The 14,803-nt window shown below is 68.5% G+C and carries 16 protein-coding genes and 1 pseudogene; 8 read left to right on the top strand and 9 right to left on the bottom strand.

Features of this window, described 5'->3' with window-relative positions:
- Nucleotides 1-106: 106 nt before the first annotated feature.
- Nucleotides 107-619, bottom strand: a pseudogene (locus CRM90_RS15890) (shikimate kinase); the annotation flags it as partial.
- Between the two features lie 4 nt (nucleotides 620-623).
- Nucleotides 624-1,841: a chorismate synthase gene (aroC, locus tag CRM90_RS15885; protein ID WP_102807923.1), complete on the bottom strand. Its 1,218-nt coding sequence runs from the start codon at nucleotides 1,839-1,841 to the stop codon at nucleotides 624-626.
- A gap of 104 nt (nucleotides 1,842-1,945) precedes the next feature.
- Here aroC and CRM90_RS15880 point away from each other — a divergent pair, with 104 nt between their 5' ends.
- The 7 genes from CRM90_RS15880 to CRM90_RS15850 are packed head-to-tail and all read left to right on the top strand — an operon-like array spanning nucleotide 1,946 to nucleotide 7,455.
- Nucleotides 1,946-2,278 (top strand): hypothetical protein, encoded by a 333-nt coding sequence (locus tag CRM90_RS15880; protein ID WP_102807922.1) that lies wholly within the window; start codon nucleotides 1,946-1,948, stop codon nucleotides 2,276-2,278.
- Nucleotides 2,279-2,294: 16 nt separating this feature from the next.
- Nucleotides 2,295-3,296, top strand: a complete 1,002-nt coding sequence (locus CRM90_RS15875) for an AAA family ATPase (protein WP_102807921.1) — start codon at nucleotides 2,295-2,297, stop codon at nucleotides 3,294-3,296.
- Nucleotides 3,297-3,299: 3 nt separating this feature from the next.
- Complete coding sequence (locus tag CRM90_RS15870; RefSeq protein WP_102807920.1) at nucleotides 3,300-4,163, top strand: DUF58 domain-containing protein; 864 nt, start codon at nucleotides 3,300-3,302, stop codon at nucleotides 4,161-4,163.
- Nucleotides 4,153-4,626, top strand: a complete 474-nt coding sequence (locus CRM90_RS15865) for a hypothetical protein (RefSeq protein ID WP_102807919.1) — start codon at nucleotides 4,153-4,155, stop codon at nucleotides 4,624-4,626. The genes CRM90_RS15870 and CRM90_RS15865 overlap by 11 nt, the downstream gene beginning before the upstream one ends.
- Nucleotides 4,617-5,615, top strand: a complete 999-nt coding sequence (locus CRM90_RS15860; RefSeq protein ID WP_102807918.1) for a vWA domain-containing protein — start codon at nucleotides 4,617-4,619, stop codon at nucleotides 5,613-5,615. Before CRM90_RS15865 ends, CRM90_RS15860 begins: the two co-directional genes overlap by 10 nt.
- A complete protein-coding gene (locus tag CRM90_RS15855; RefSeq protein ID WP_102807917.1) occupies nucleotides 5,612-6,661 on the top strand; it encodes a vWA domain-containing protein in 1,050 nt (349 codons plus the stop codon). Before CRM90_RS15860 ends, CRM90_RS15855 begins: the two co-directional genes overlap by 4 nt.
- The gene (locus tag CRM90_RS15850) at nucleotides 6,658-7,455 is read left to right on the top strand and encodes a hypothetical protein (RefSeq protein ID WP_233209356.1); all 798 of its coding nucleotides are present in this window, start codon (nucleotides 6,658-6,660) and stop codon (nucleotides 7,453-7,455) included. Before CRM90_RS15855 ends, CRM90_RS15850 begins: the two co-directional genes overlap by 4 nt.
- Nucleotides 7,456-7,482: 27 nt before the next feature.
- Here the strand turns inward: CRM90_RS15850 and CRM90_RS15845 are convergent, their stop codons facing one another.
- Nucleotides 7,483-7,767: a hypothetical protein gene (locus CRM90_RS15845; protein ID WP_142391383.1), complete on the bottom strand. Its 285-nt coding sequence runs from the start codon at nucleotides 7,765-7,767 to the stop codon at nucleotides 7,483-7,485.
- A 454-nt stretch (nucleotides 7,768-8,221) separates the two neighbouring features.
- Here CRM90_RS15845 and CRM90_RS15840 point away from each other — a divergent pair, with 454 nt between their 5' ends.
- Nucleotides 8,222-8,590, top strand: coding sequence for a hypothetical protein (locus CRM90_RS15840; protein ID WP_102807914.1), 369 nt, complete (start codon nucleotides 8,222-8,224; stop codon nucleotides 8,588-8,590).
- Nucleotides 8,591-8,595: 5 nt separating this feature from the next.
- On the opposite strand, the gene CRM90_RS15835 is transcribed toward CRM90_RS15840, so the two are convergent.
- From CRM90_RS15835 to CRM90_RS15810, 6 genes are all read right to left on the bottom strand, one after another.
- Nucleotides 8,596-9,024, bottom strand: coding sequence for a prepilin peptidase (locus CRM90_RS15835; RefSeq protein WP_102807913.1), 429 nt, complete (start codon nucleotides 9,022-9,024; stop codon nucleotides 8,596-8,598).
- A 9-nt stretch (nucleotides 9,025-9,033) separates the two neighbouring features.
- Nucleotides 9,034-9,834, bottom strand: coding sequence for a shikimate dehydrogenase (locus tag CRM90_RS15830; protein ID WP_102807912.1), 801 nt, complete (start codon nucleotides 9,832-9,834; stop codon nucleotides 9,034-9,036).
- Nucleotides 9,834-11,063, bottom strand: a complete 1,230-nt coding sequence (locus tag CRM90_RS15825; RefSeq protein WP_102807911.1) for an endolytic transglycosylase MltG — start codon at nucleotides 11,061-11,063, stop codon at nucleotides 9,834-9,836. The genes CRM90_RS15830 and CRM90_RS15825 overlap by 1 nt, the downstream gene beginning before the upstream one ends.
- On the bottom strand, nucleotides 11,056-11,589 hold the full coding sequence (ruvX, locus tag CRM90_RS15820) for a Holliday junction resolvase RuvX (protein ID WP_102807910.1): 534 nt from the start codon (nucleotides 11,587-11,589) through the stop codon (nucleotides 11,056-11,058). The genes CRM90_RS15825 and ruvX overlap by 8 nt, the downstream gene beginning before the upstream one ends.
- A 5-nt stretch (nucleotides 11,590-11,594) precedes the next feature.
- Nucleotides 11,595-14,291, bottom strand: coding sequence for an alanine--tRNA ligase (gene alaS / locus CRM90_RS15815; protein ID WP_102807909.1), 2,697 nt, complete (start codon nucleotides 14,289-14,291; stop codon nucleotides 11,595-11,597).
- A 71-nt stretch (nucleotides 14,292-14,362) separates the two neighbouring features.
- Entirely contained in the window at nucleotides 14,363-14,752 is a 390-nt protein-coding gene (locus tag CRM90_RS15810; RefSeq protein WP_199189923.1) for a secondary thiamine-phosphate synthase enzyme YjbQ, read from the bottom strand.
- Between the last annotated feature and the right edge of the window lie 51 nt (nucleotides 14,753-14,803).

Genomic DNA, 14,803 nt, shown 5'->3' with positions numbered 1-14,803 from the left:
CGGGCGTGACCGGGGTGGACTCCACCGGCTCATCCGGTGGCGTTGGGGTGGAACCTTTTTCAGACGTCGACGACGAACGCCGCCAGGGCGGCCTGCGCCGGCGGGGCGGCTGTGGATTCTCCAGACGCGAAATGATATGGCGCACAACGGCACCGGGATTACGGCGATTGGTGTTGATCCGGATCGTGGCGACCCGACGGTAGATCGGCACCCGCTCGTTCATCAGGGTGCGGTACTTCTCGGCGTGGTCGGGCCCGGCCAACAGCGGGCGTACCGTACTGCCGCTGGTCCGTCGCACACCTTCGGCGGCGCTGATCTCCAGGAACACCACCGTGTGCCCGGACAGCGCGTCGCGCACCCCGGGTGTGGTGACCGCCCCGCCGCCCAGCGACAGGACGCCGTCGTGGGTGGCCAGCGCGTCGCGGATGACCTCTTCTTCGATGCGGCGGAATTCCGGCTCCCCGTCATTGGCGAAGATGTCGGCGACGGTGCGACCGGTCTTCTCCTCGATGGCGGCGTCGGTGTCCAGCATCGCCACGCCCATCGCCTTGGCCAACCGCCGCCCGATGGTGGACTTCCCGGAGCCGGGCAGTCCGATCAGCACGGCCTTCGGCGCCATCGTGCTATCCCGACGCCCGCACAGGCGAATCTTGCGTCTGCGCGGGCATCCGCTCAGCCACAGCCCGGAGGTAGCCCTCGACGTTGCGGCGGGTCTCCTGAAGCGAGTCACCACCGAACTTCTCCAGCACCGCACGCGCCAGGACCAGGGCGACCATGGTCTCGACGACCACGGCGGCGGCGGGCACCGCGCACACGTCGGAACGCTGGTGGATCGCAACGGCCTCGTCGCCGGTGGCCATGTCGACGGTGGCCAGCGCCCGGGGCACCGTGGAAATCGGCTTCATCGCCGCGCGCACCCGCAGCGGCAGGCCATTGGTCATGCCGCCTTCCAAGCCGCCGGCCCGGTTCGTCGAGCGGACCACACCGTCGGGGCCGGGGAACATCTCGTCGTGGGCCTGACTGCCGCGGCGGCGCGCCGTCTCGAAGCCGTCGCCGATCTCGACACCCTTGATGGCCTGGATCCCCATCACCGCGGCCGCGAGCTGGCTGTCCAGCCGGTTCTCACCGCTGGTGAACGAGCCGAGCCCGATCGGCAGGCCGTGCACGACGACCTCGACGACGCCGCCCAGGGTGTCGCCGTCGCGTTTGGCGGCCTCGATCTGGGCGATCATGTCGGCTTCGGCGTCCTTGTCGGAGGCGCGCACCGGGCTCTCGTCGATGCGGTCCAGGTCGCCGGCGGCCGGCGGCGGTCCGTCGTACGGAGCCGACGCCCCGATCGAGATGACGTGTGAGAGCACCTCGACGCCGAGGGCCTGCCGCAAGAAGGACCGGGCCAGGGTGCCCGCCGCGACGCGGGCGGCGGTTTCGCGGGCGCTGGCCCGCTCCAGGACCGGGCGGGCGTCGTCGAAGCCGTACTTGAGCATGCCCGCGAAGTCGGCGTGACCGGGCCGGGGGCGGGTCAGCGGCGCATTGCGTGCCACATCCAGCTCGTCGGCCGCGACCGGGTCGGACGCCATCACGGTTTCCCACTTCGGCCACTCGGTGTTGCCGATCTCGATGGCGATCGGGCCGCCCAGCGTCTCGCCGTGGCGCACTCCGGCCAGCACGGTGACCTGGTCCTGTTCGAACTTCATCCGGGCGCCGCGGCCGTAGCCCAGGCGCCGGCGGGCCAACTGATCGGCGATGTCGGTCGAGGTCACGCCGACACCGGCGACCATGCCTTCGACCACGGCTACCAGCGCGCGGCCGTGAGATTCACCGGCGGTCGTCCATCGCAACACGCGTCCCATCTTCCCACGTCGGTCACGGCAGACCCAATCTGCTTTCCCACCGCCAGGGTGTTCGCCATGCGAACAGCGGGTAACCCGTCCTTCGGGAGGACATCATGCGCAACGCGGTCATCGTCGCCGCAGCAGGCTCCGTGATGTTCCTGGTGGCATTGATCAGCGGCAGCGTCTGGGCCGCAACCGGGGTGATCGTGTTGGCGTTGGCCGGCCTGGGGCTGGTCGCCGCGGACGTCCGCCGGGAGCAGAGCAGCGAGGAGTCGACCGGCGTCGTGCATGTGTTGGTGCCGGAGAATTTCGCTCCCGACATCACCGACGGCGATGCAGACGACGTAACGGAGCCCGACCAAGAAGGGGATGAATACGGTGACTACGACTTCCCGTTCGGCGATCCCCTTCCGACCCCGGTGGATGACGACACCCGAATCGCCTAGTCGGTGAAAGGACTCGATGACCACCGCTCGACTGCAGACTGACCCACGTTCCCTCGACCAGGCCCGGCGCACCGTGGATGCGGTATCAGCCGCCTTTTCCGCGACCGTGGTCGGCCAGGACAACCTGCGGGAATCGCTGCTCATCGGGCTTGCCGCCGGCGGCCACGTCCTGATCGAGAGCGTGCCCGGGCTGGCCAAGACCACCGCCGCCCGGGTGGTTGCCGAATCCATCCACGGCGGATTCCACCGCATTCAGTGCACCCCGGACCTGCTGCCCAGCGACATCATCGGCACCCAGGTGTACGAGGCCGCGACCAACCGGTTCGTCACCCAGCTGGGCCCGGTGCACACCAACATCGTGTTGCTCGACGAGATCAACCGGTCCAGCGCCAAGACCCAGAGCGCGATGCTGGAGGCGATGGAGGAACGCCAGACCACGATTGCGGGCACCGTCTACCCGATCGACGAGCCGTTCCTGGTGGTCGCCACCCAGAACCCCGTCGATCAGGAGGGCACCTATCCGCTGTCGGAGGCCCAGACCGACCGGTTCATGCTCAAGGACGTCGTGGCCTATCCGTCGGTGGCCGAAGAGGTCGAGATGATCCACCGGATGGACGCCGGCCTGTTCGACAAGGACCGGCGCCGCGGCGCGGTGGTCGGCCTCGACGACATCCGCGCACTGCAGCGGGTGGTGCGCGGAGTGCAGATGGATCCGGCGCTGATGCGCTATGCCAGTGAACTGGTCGCTGTCAGCCGCAATCCGCAGGTGTATCTGGAGCCCAAGCTGGCCAGACTCGTCGAGTACGGCGCCAGTCCGCGTGCCACGATCTCGTTCTGCCGGGCCGCCCGTGCGCTGGCGGTGCTGTCCGGGCGCAGCCACGTCATCCCCGACGACATCGCCAAGCTCGCCCACCGCATCCTGCGGCACCGGCTGATCCTCGGCTTCGAGGCGGCGGCCACCGGCGTCACCTCCGATACGGTGATCGACGCGATCCTGCACGCGGTCCGAGTGCCCTAAGGCATGGGTCAACATCTCAACCGGGCCAAGCGATTCTTCGGCTCCGACAGCCGCGGGCTCCTGGAAGGCGGCCGCTACGCGTTGCTGCACACCCGCAGCATGGAGTTCGACGACCTGCGGCCGTATGTGCCGGGCGACGACGTCCGCGATATCGACTGGAAGGCCACCGCGCGTTCGGGCACGGTGCTGATCAAGCGCTTCGTGTCGGAGAAGCATCACAAGATCCTGCTGGTTGCCGACGCGGGCCGGAACATGACCGCATTGGCTGCCGGCGGTGAAACCAAACGCGATGTGGCCGAGGCGATCCTGGGTGCGTTCGGGTTGATCACGCTGGGCCGCTCGGACGAGATCGGGATGGTGTACGGGGACTCCAGGGGGTGTGTGAGCATCCGGGCCGGCCGCGGCGAGACGCATATCGAGAGCATGCTCGACCACTTCTACCGGCACACCGCGAACCGCCCGGGACAGAGCAGTATCGAAGACCAATTACGCTATGTGGCAACGCATTACCGCCGCCGAATGTTGGTGGTCGTGGTGTCTGACGAACCTGATGTGACCGCCGGCCTGGACGAGGTCACCGCCCGGCTGGCGGCCCGCCACGACATGCTGTGGGCTTTTGTTTCCGACATGCCCGCGGTCAGCGGTGACAGCGACGGCTACGACGTCGCCACCGGCGCGGTTGTGCCCAGCCGGGCCCGGTTGGGCAAGCGGGTCGAGGCCGCCTACCGGCGCGCCGAGCAGCGGCGGCGGGCGCGGCTCGAGGCGTTCCTGACCACCCACGCGATCCCGTTCACCGCGATCGGACGCCGTGACGAGATCCGGTCGCGGCTCACCGCTATGGCGGAGGTGTTCGCCCGTGCCGGGTGACCTGTTGCGCTTCGTCGGCGGCCCCACGCCGTACTCGTCCTGGTGGCTGTGGCTCGCGATCATCCTTCTCGTGGTCGTGATCGTCTGGTATGCAGCAGTTTTCGTGGTGACCCTGCCAGGTACCCGGCTTCGCGAGCTACCCGCGCTCGGCGACCTGCATGCCCGGCTGATGCGACGGCGCTTTGCCGGCGCTATCCGCCACATCCTCGAACTGCGGGGTCGCGGCGAGTTGTCCGATGCGCAGGCCTACGACCAGATGAGCCACACCGTGCGCAGCTTCCTGCATCAGGCGACCGGTGTGCGCGCGCAGTATCTGCATGTCGACGAGATCGCGGCGGGAACGCTGGCGCCGGCCGCCCCGCTGATCGCGGCGTTGCGCGACGCCCGATTCGACGCCGGTACCGACGCCGACCCCGACCGGTTGGGCGCGCAGGCCGAGGAGTTGATCCGGTCGTGGACCTGAGATGGTGGCCCGTTGCGCTGGCCGCGATGGCATGCCTGGCCGTCTGCGTGGTGCTCGCCCTCACTCTGCCGACGGCGAAAGGCGACCGGACGCTGCGGCCGCTGGCCCACGTCGACCGGCTGACCGCACTACCCGAGTACGCCCGGATCCGGCGGCGCGAAACCGCGCTGGCGGCAACGACTATCGCGCTGCTGGTGGTCCTGTTCCTGACCGCCGCGTTGACCGCGGCGCGGCCGTCGGGGTCAGGGCGGGAATTCGACGCGCTGCACCCCGAGGACGTGATGTTGTGTGTCGCAGCGCCGGTCACCGACGGCACCACCGCGCAGTTCCTCGACCACTTCGCCAGACAGGCAACGACCTTCGACGTCCAGCGGATCGGCTTGACCTCCCCGACGGTGCGGGTGCTGCCGCTGACCCGTGACTACCAGTACGCCGCCCAGCGCCTCGGCGACTACGGCGCGCCGACTCCGCAGCAGGCCGCGCAGTTCGCCAAGTCGGTGAACTACACCGACTATGCGCCCAACCTGCGGGACACCCTCGCACTGTGCATGGCGGGCTTCGGCACCGAACCCACCGCTCATCGCCGGTCACTGATCTATCTGGGGCCCAGCACATTCGGGACCGGTGACGGACGCACCCTGTTCAGCGAGCAACAGGTGGCCGACATGGCTGACAAGGCCGGCATCCAGGTGAACGCCATATCCCGGGTGGACGTCAGTGATGCCGCCCAGCGCGGTGACACCGAACTCAACGCACTCGCCGGGCGCACCGGCGGCCGGTTCTTCCGCTACCACGCCGCGGGACCGGGCGGATCGGATCCCACCCTGCCCGATGATCTGCAGGCGATCGCCGTCCATCCCGCGCCGGTGGTGCTACCCGGCGGTGCCCGAATCAGCGGACAACTGCCCGACCAGCCCGGCCCGCTGCTCATCACCGGGTTGGCGGCCGCCGCCCTGCTGGGCGTGGCCCTGGTGGTGGCGCGCCGATGACCGTGCATCCCGTGCTGCCGATCGCCGTACTGCTGGTACTCGCCGCCGTCATCGTCGGCGCCCGGGCCGTCACCCTGTCGACGGTCCTGGCCCACCCCGGTGAGCATCGCCGCGCGGTGCTGTTGCGCTGGGGGGCAACGACAGTGGCGATGCTGATGCTGGTCGTCGCAGCAGCGCGGCCAGGCATCGAGTCGCCCACCCAGCCCCAACCCGATCGGGATGCGGCTGCCGTCAGCCAGGGCGCAAACACCAACGTGTTCTTCGTCGTCGACCGCTCGGTGGACTCCCGGGTCTCCGACTACGGCGGGGCCACGCGGATGTCCGGCATCCGCACCGATATGGCGGCGATCGTCGACACCTACCCGAAGGCGCGGTTCGCGATGATCGGATTCGCGTCGGACCCGGAAATCGACTGGCCGCTGTCCGAAGACGTCTGGAGTCTCAAGGCGGCGATCGCGGGGCTCTCCCCGTACGTCAGCGTGCCCCCGGACGCCGCCGCTCAGGTGAACGCCGGGGCGGCGGCGAATCTGCTTCGCTACCAACTCATTCAGGCCGCCCAGCAATACCCCGGCGCGCGGAACCTGGTGTTCTACCTCGGCGAGGGCGCCGGCGGGTCGACGACACCGCAGGGCAGTTTCGACGGCGGCGACCGGGTGTCCGGCGGCGCGGTGTTCGGTTACGGCACCGCGGCGGGCGGACCGATTCCGGGCGCCTACGTCGACGGTGCGGTGACGTATCTGTCTGACGGCCGCTCCGGCGGCCCGGCGATCTCCACTCTCGACGAGAGCCGATTACGCCGCGTTGCAGACGAACTCGGCGTGCAGTACGTACATCGGGACCCGGCTCAGCCGGTGACGCGCGACCTACCCGCCCTGCGACCGGACGGCGGCACCGAGGCCGCGTCGTTGTCGTCCACCCCGGTTCCCGATCGCGTCGAGCTGTACTGGTTGTTCGCACTTCTGTCCGCCGTCCTGCTGCTGCCCGAGATCTATCTGGCGGTGCGGGCGTTCTCGCGAAACCGCACATCGCGGCGGGGGGCGCGGTGACGGCCGGGCGGTTGCGGTTGCGCCGGCGGCTGCTGCTGTGGTCCGCGCCGGTGGTGCTGCTGGCGGTGGTGGCGGCAATCAAGATGATGTCGGTTGTCCTGGTGGGCGACTCGGCGGTGTCGCATTTTCAGCGCGGTGACGGCGCTGCGCTGCACTCCGATGCCACCACGCTCGGCGTGCTGAATGTGATCGAGCCCGCGAAAGCGCCGTTCGCCCGCGGTTCTTCGGCTGTCCTGGAGGGCCGCCTCGCCGACGCCGACACCGAGTTCAGCCGCGCGATGGCCCACGATCCGTCGTGCCCGGTACTGGTGAACTCCGAACTGGTCCGAGAAACGCAAGGTGATGTGGCGGCGACTGCCGGCCGCACCGCTGCAGCCGGGGAACGCTATCGCAGCGCACTGAGCCTCGTCACCGAGGCACCCGCTGGCTGTTTCGCCGGCAACGACGATCCGCAGCCCGACCGGCGGACGGTCCGCGCGGGTGCTGAGGCCCGGTTGAACTCGAAGATCGCTGATCTGCAGGCGGCTCCGCCACCGCCGGAGGCCGACGCAGCCCTACCGCCACCGCCGCCACCGCCTCCCACACCCCCGGTCGGTGTCGCTCCCGCCGAATCCGATACGCCGCCAACGGCTTTGGGGCCGTCTGGCCAGGGACTGTCGGACATCGCACCTGACCGGCTGCCCAGCCCCGGGGCGCCACCGTCGGCGCCACACCAGCTCGGTGGCGGCGACCCGCTGGACCGGCTGCGCCAGCTGCTCACCGACGCCGCGTCGTCGGGCAGCGATACGGGTTGACCCCCTGCGATCTGAGGGGGCGGCCGGTCAGCTCTCGGGGGTTCGTTCCAATTCCGCGACAATCTTGTCTATCAACTCGTCGAGCGGAGTCTCCACGGGTATTTCGAATGGTTCGCCGCGCGGCACCTTGATCACCCATTTGCCCCCGTCAAGGGAAGGTGTGATGGTCATGAGCACACGGTCGCCGCTGTCGATCACCTCGAGGGCCAGAGCACCGTCATCAGCATTGGCCACCTTCCGGGCGGTGTAGCCATAGTTGCGGATCAGGGCCATCTGAATGTTGTAATAGTCCTCGTTGCCGATCTCCTTCATCATCCGATTGTGCCTCGCCGCAATATTCACGGTCGGCACCGATCCAGCAGAATCAACGGCTGCGTCAACATGTGCCGGTCGCCGACGGAAGTGAGACCCGAACGGGCACAGCACTTTCGGTTCACCTGACTTTCGAGTAGTAATTCGGCGTTTACTTGGTGATCTGCGGCAAACGAGGTGGAAAAGCGCTCATGGGTGCGGGGTCATACGTGGGCAGAGTTGGTGGTCTAGCGGTCGCCCTGGGTATCGGTGTGGGCGTACTGGCCGGCGCTGCAGTAGCAGCCGCACCGACGACACTCCCCTGACCGCGGTACGCACCACACCGCAGACGCTGCCCTACATCCCGTTTTTCGGAGTTACCGGGCCCGACCCCCGCATCCTGCTCAAAGGCCCACTGCAGGCGCTGCTCGGCCTTGGCGCATCAGGGCCGGCCCTCAACGCGGTCAACCTCCAGGTGGCACCGGTCACCGAGGACACCCAGATCGTGGGCGCACCCTTGATCAGCTTCACCTACTCAGGCACCGGAAACGCCAGACACGTCTACGCCCAAATCGTCGACGACACCACCAACCAGGTCCTCGGCACCATCTCCACGCCGATCCCGGTCACGCTCGACGGACAGACGCGCACCGTCACCAATTTCGCGATGAGCGAGATCGCACAGACTTTGGCGCCAGGGCAATCGGTGCATGTCCAACTCGTCACCTCTGCCATCGAGTACCTCAACTTCTACTCCTATGGCGACATCACCATTGACTCGATGTCGATCTCACTGCCCACGGTGGCGTCCGGCGCGGCGAAGCCAGTGACGGCGACTACGTAACTGCGTCAGAACACCACCAGCGCCGCAGCAGCCAGGCTCGCCAGACACATCGACGGACCGTGCGGCACGCTCGCGGTTCGGTTCCGCACGGCCACCGCGACTGCCAGGACCGCCGTCAGCACCGGGGCACCCAGCGCCGCCAGCAGCCATACGTCGAATCCGAAAGCGCCCGTGAGTCCCCCGACACCCAGCGCCAGCTTCACGTCACCGGCGCCCAGCCCATCCGGAACCACCAGGTGCACAACAAGATAGAACGCTGCCAACGCCAATGCTCCTGTCAGCGCTGGCAATCCACGTCCACACGCCAGAGCGCCGAGGAACACCATGACCGCTCCGGGCAGCGTCAAGGAGTTGGGCAGCCGCCGCTGGCGCACGTCGAAGACCGTCAACGCCACCGCCCACACCAGCAGCATGCCGACCACCACAGCGCGCATGGGCGCACGTTAGCCCAGTGCGGCCGCCATCTGCTCTCGCGGCGCCGGCCGGCCTGTGAATTGTTCGACCTGACTGAACGCCTGGTTCAGCAGCATCTGCACACCGCTGATGACCTCGCCGCCGCTGTCCTGCACGGCGGCGGCCAGCGGGGTGGGCCACGGATCGTAGATCGCATCCAGCAACACCGGCACGCCGGCGAACACCCCGGCAAAGGCGGCCGCGGCGTCGGCCGGGATCGTGCTCACCAGAACATCAGCAGTGGCCACCACGGCCGGAAGGCCGCCGTCGATCAGGTCGCAGAACTCCGCGGTGACCCCGACCGCCCGCCCCAGATCCAGCAGCCGGGCCGCCTTGTCACGATCGCGGGCGACGACGGTGACCTCGGTGACGCCGAGGTCGGCCAGCGCCACCACCGCCGCGGGCGCGGTGCCGCCCGAGCCCAGCACGATGGCGCGCCGCAGATGCCGGATGTGCCCCAGGGCACCGGCGACCCCGTCGATGTCGGTGTTGTCGGCGCGCCAGCCGCGACCGATGTGCACCAGGGTGTTGGCCGAGCCGACCAGATCGGCGCGTTCGGTGCGCTCCTCGGCGACCGCAAGGGCGGCGAACTTACCCGGCATCGTCACCGACAGCCCGACCCACTCCGGACCGAAACCCCGCACCAGGCGCGGTAGTTCGGCGGCCGTGCATTCGATGCGCTCGTAGGTCCAGTCGGTCAGGCCCAGCGCGCGGTAGGCGGCCAGGTGCAACAGCGGCGACTTGGAATGCGCGACCGGCGAACCGAGAACCGCCGCCTTGCGCCGGCTCATCACCGAGCGGAGTCGAGCACGCCGTTGTGTCGCGCCAGATCGATATTCGCCAGGTGCTGCTGGTAATCCCGGGTGAACAGCGTGGTGCCCTCGGTGTCGACGGTGACGAAGTAGAGCCAATCCCCGGGCTCGGGGCGCTCAGCCGCGGCCAGCGCGTCCTGGCCGGGCGAGCAGATCGGAGTGGCCGGCAGGCCTTCCATCGCGTAGGTGTTCCACGGCGTGAGTTGCGCGCGGTCGCCGTCGGTGGTGGCGACTTCCTGGCGGTCCAGCGGATAGTTCACCGTCGAATCGAATTCCAGCTTCTGCGGCACACCCAGCCGGTTGTAGATCACCCGGGCGACCTTCGCGAAATCGTTGGGCTTGGCCTCGCGCTGCACCAGCGAGCCGACGATCAGGATCTGATACGGCGACAGGCGCATCGCGGCCGCGGTGTCCAGCAGCCCCACGGCGACGTAGTGGTCGGCGCTCTGTCCGACCAGCTTGGCCAAAATCTCCTGTGGTGATGCCGACGGATCGACGTTCCAGGTGCCCGGGGCGATCAGCCCCTCCAGCCGGCGGTGGTTCTTGCCCAGCGCGATCACCGGCTGTGCCGCCCACTCCGGCACGTTCAACTCCGCCGCCGGCGCCTGCTCGGCGGCACGACGCAGATCCTCGGCGGCAACACACTTCTGCTGACCGTTCACCGGGATACAGGTGGACTTCGAGATCAGGGTGAAGATGCCGTCGGTGACCTTGCCCGAGCCGACCTCCGCGATGTCGTCGAGTTGCCGGCCCTCGGGGATCACCAGCTTGCCCACCCGATTCTTCGGGTCCGCCAGGCGATCCACCGCCGCCGACGCCGACATCTCGGTTCGCACCGTGTAGAAGCCCGGCTGAATCGCGGCGATCGAGGCGTTGTTCTTGGCCGCGTCGACGAATCCCTTGACGTTGGAGATGACGTTCTTGTCGCGCAGGGTCTGACCGATCTGGGTGGTGGAGTCACCGTCGTGCACCTGGATGACGACGTCGTCCTTGCCCTCGCCGGAGTAGCCGCTGTCCCCGCTGAAGAGCTTGCCGCCCAAGTACACCGCCGCCACCACAACCAGCACCAGCAGGGCGGCTGCCCCGGCCCCGATCATCCTGCGCCGGTGGCGGTTTCGTTTGGCGCGGACACGCTCGAGGCGGCTCAGCTTGCGCCGTGGCCGACCGACCGCCACCGGACCGGACCGGTCGTCATAACCGTCAGACATCGTCGCTCCCGGCGCTCGTCGTTTCCCGGGTCGCTTCGCTGTGCCCCCCAGAGGCGTTCCGGCGCTGGTCGAGCCAGCCCTGCAGGATCCCCACCGCGGCCGCCTGGTCGATGACGCCGCGTTGAGCCTTGGCGCGCACGCCGGCCTCCCGCAGCGACCGCTGGGCGACCACCGTCGTCAATCGTTCGTCGGCCAGCCGGACCGGCACCGGCGCGATCCGCTCGCTCAGCGCATCGGCCACCTCAACCGCGTCCTGCGCCGACGTCCCGGCCCGATCTGCCAGCGTGCGCGGCAATCCGACCACCACCTCGACGATGTCGTGTTCGGCAACCAATGCGCTCAGCCGGCGCAGGTGCTTGCCGGTCCGCTCGCGGCGCACCGTTTCGACCGGAGTGGCCAGGATGCCGTCGGGGTCGCTCACCGCCACCCCGATGCGCACCGTGCCCACGTCGATGCCGAGCCGTCGGCCTCGCCCGGGATCGTCTGCGCCGGGCCGGTCAGGCACACGGTTCTGTGCGGAGAGCACTGACGCTAGCTCCGCGCGATCTCTGCGCGAACCGCCCCCAGTGCCGCATCGATTCCGGCCGGGTTCTTGCCGGATCCCTGCGCCAGATCAGCCTTGCCGCCGCCCCGCCCGTCGACAGCCGAAGAAATCTGCTTGATGAGTTCGTTGGCGCGCAGCCCGGCGTCCTGTGCGGCCGCATTGGTGGCCACGACGAACGGCACCGTTCCGTCGTCACCCTCGCTGATGAGCACCACGACCCCGGGGTCGGAGCCCATCTTGCCGCGGATGTCACCGACCAGGGAACGCAGATCACCGGCGTTCATCCCGGCCGACATTCGCTGCGCCACGAGACGGACCTTACCCACCTGCTCGGCACCGGCGGCGGCGTTCGCCGCCGCAGCGCGCGCAGTGGCCAGCCGAACCCGGTCGAGTTCCTTCTCCGCGGCTTTGAGCTTCTCGACGAGGGTGGCCACCCGGGCCGGCACCTCATCGGAGGGCACCTTGAGCGACGACGCCAGACCGGCCATCAGCGCGCGTTCCTTGGCGAGGTGGCGGAACGAATCCAGGCCGACGTAGGCCTCGACGCGGCGCACACCGGAGCCCACCGACGACTCGCCGAGGATCGTGACCGGACCGATCTGCGCCGAGTTGTGCACGTGGGTGCCGCCACAGAGTTCCAGCGAGAACGGCCCGCCGATCTCGACCACCCGGACCTCGTCGGGGTAGGACTCGCCGAACATCGCCATGGCGCCCATCGCCTTGGCCTTCTCCAGTTTCTCGTTGAAGGTGTGCACCTCGAAGTCGGCCTGCACGGCCTCGTTGGTGACTTCCTCGACCTGAGCGCGCTGCTCGTCGCTCAACGCGCCCTGATAGTTGAAGTCGAACCTCAGATAGCCCGGGCGGTTCAGCGAGCCGGCCTGAACTGCGTTGGGGCCCAACACCTGTCGCAATGCGGCGTGCACCATGTGCGTGCCCGAGTGGCCCTGGGTGGCACCGCGACGCCACTCCGGGTCGACGGCCGCGGTGACGGTGTCGCCCTCGACGAATTCGCCGGACTCGACGTTGACCCGGTGCACCCACAGGGTTTTGGCGATCTTCTGCACATCGGTGACGGCGGCTTTGGCCGACGCGCTGCCACCGGTACCGGAAATCGAGCCGGCATCGGCTATCTGGCCGCCGGACTCGGCGTAGAGCGGAGTGCGGTCCAGCACGATCTCGATGCGCTCGGGAGCTTGCTCACGGCCGCCGTGCGCCACCACCGGAACCCGCTTGCCGTCGACGAAGATTCCGAGAATCCTTGCCTCAGAGGTCAATTCATCGAAACCGGTGAACTCCGTCGGCCCGGCGTCGACCAGCTCGCGGAACGCCGACAGGTCGGCGTGGGCGTGCTTGCGGGCTGCGGCGTCGGCCTTGGCGCGGCGGCGCTGCTCGGCCATCAGCTCACGGAAGCCGAGCTCGTCGACACTCAGGTCCGCCTCGGCGGCCATCTCCAGCGTGAGCTCGATCGGGAAGCCGTAGGTGTCGTGCAGGGTGAACGCCTCCGAGCCGCCCAGCACCGTCTTGCCCGCCGATTTCGTTGCGGCGGCGGCCTCCTCGAACAGCTTCGACCCCGACGCCAGCGTCCGGTTGAACGCGGTCTCCTCGGCCACCGCGATGCGCTGGATCCGGTCGAAATCGCTGACCAGTTCCGGATAGGACGGACCCATCGCGTCGCGCACGGTGAGCATCAGGTCCGCCATGATCGGCTGCTCGACACCCAGCAGTTTGGCGGCGCGGATGATGCGCCGCAGCAGCCGGCGCAGCACGTAGCCGCGGCCCTCGTTGCCGGGGGTGACCCCGTCGGCGATGATGATCGCCGACGTCCGGCTGTGGTCGGCGATCACCCGGTAGCGGACGTCGTCGTCGTGCGACCCCTGCCCGTACCCGCGGGGCGCGAACTGCGCCACCTGGTCGATCACGGGGCGCAGCAAGTCCGTCTCGTAGACGTTGTCGACGTCCTGCAGCAGGCAGGCGATCCGCTCGACACCCATACCGGTGTCGATGTTCTTGCGCGGCAGCGGCCCGAGGATCTCGAAGTCGTCCTTGGACGTGCCCTCGCCGCGTTCGTTCTGCATGAACACGAGATTCCAGATCTCGATGTAGCGGTTCTCGTCGGCTTCCGGGCCGCCTTCGACGCCGTAGGCCGGACCGCGGTCGTAGTAGATCTCCGAGCACGGCCCGCACGGCCCGGGGATGCCCATCGACCAGTAGTTGTCGGCCATCCCGCGGCGCTGGATCCGCTCGATCGGCAGACCGGCGACCTCCTGCCACAGCTGTACGGCTTCGTCGTCGTCGTAGAACACCGTCGCCCACAGGCGTTCCGGGTCGAACCCGTAACCGCCCTGCTCGACCGGCTTGGTCAGCAACGTCCACGCCAGCTCGATTGCGCGGCGTTTGAAGTAGTCGCCGAACGAGAAGTTGCCCGCCATCTGGAAGAAGGTGTTGTGCCGGGTGGTGATGCCCACCTCGTCGATGTCAGGTGTGCGGATGCACTTCTGGATGCTGGTGGCCGTCGGATACGGCGGCGTGCGCTGCCCGAGGAAGTACGGCACGAACTGCACCATGCCCGCGTTGACGAACAACAGGTTCGGGTCGTCGAGGATCACCGAGGCACTCGGTACCTCGGTGTGGCCCGCTTGCACGAAGTGATCCAGGAATCGCTTCCTGATCTCGTGTGTCTGCACTGGGTTTCCTTGCGTTCGGGGTGCGGCTCGACGGACGCTTCGACCGCACCACATTACCGGGCGCCTTCTCCTCAGCCGCCGACGAAGCTCAGCCGGACCGATCGTCGCGGATTGTCCTGGTTCAAGTCCACCAGCACGATGCTCTGCCAGGTGCCCAGCAGCGGCGTCCCGTCGCCCACCGGAACGGTCACCGACGGCGCGACGATGGCCGGCAGCACATGATCGGCGCCGTGCCCCGGCGAACCGTGCGAGTGGCGGTAACGGTCGTCACGCGGCAGCAGGCGATCCAACGTGTCGAGCAGATCATGATCGGACCCGGCCCCGGTCTCGATGACGGCCACGCCGGCGGTGGCGTGCGGCACGAACACGTTGCACAGACCGTCACCGCGGCCGCGACAGAACGACCGCACCTCGTCCGTCAGGTCGACGATCCGGCGCCGCGAGCTGTCGATGTCAAGCACGTCGGTGTCCACGGTTTCCAGCCTAGGCGACCTCGCCGAAACCGTTGCCAG

Source organism: Mycobacterium sp. ENV421 (assembly GCF_002887815.1).
Lineage (GTDB): Bacteria > Actinomycetota > Actinomycetes > Mycobacteriales > Mycobacteriaceae > Mycobacterium.
Note: the sequence above shows the minus strand (reverse complement) of the source record. Positions and strands in the feature narration are given on the sequence as shown.

Coding starts and splice junctions, on each gene's coding strand:
- CRM90_RS15880 (WP_102807922.1), top strand. CDS start 1,946: ATGCGCAACGCGGTCATCGTCGCCGCAGCAGGCTCCGTGATGTTCCTG.
- CRM90_RS15875 (WP_102807921.1), top strand. CDS start 2,295: ATGACCACCGCTCGACTGCAGACTGACCCACGTTCCCTCGACCAGGCC.
- CRM90_RS15870 (WP_102807920.1), top strand. CDS start 3,300: ATGGGTCAACATCTCAACCGGGCCAAGCGATTCTTCGGCTCCGACAGC.
- CRM90_RS15855 (WP_102807917.1), top strand. CDS start 5,612: ATGACCGTGCATCCCGTGCTGCCGATCGCCGTACTGCTGGTACTCGCC.
- CRM90_RS15845 (WP_142391383.1), bottom strand. CDS start 7,767: ATGAAGGAGATCGGCAACGAGGACTATTACAACATTCAGATGGCCCTG.
- CRM90_RS15835 (WP_102807913.1), bottom strand. CDS start 9,024: ATGCGCGCTGTGGTGGTCGGCATGCTGCTGGTGTGGGCGGTGGCGTTG.
- CRM90_RS15830 (WP_102807912.1), bottom strand. CDS start 9,834: ATGAGCCGGCGCAAGGCGGCGGTTCTCGGTTCGCCGGTCGCGCATTCC.
- CRM90_RS15825 (WP_102807911.1), bottom strand. CDS start 11,063: ATGTCTGACGGTTATGACGACCGGTCCGGTCCGGTGGCGGTCGGTCGG.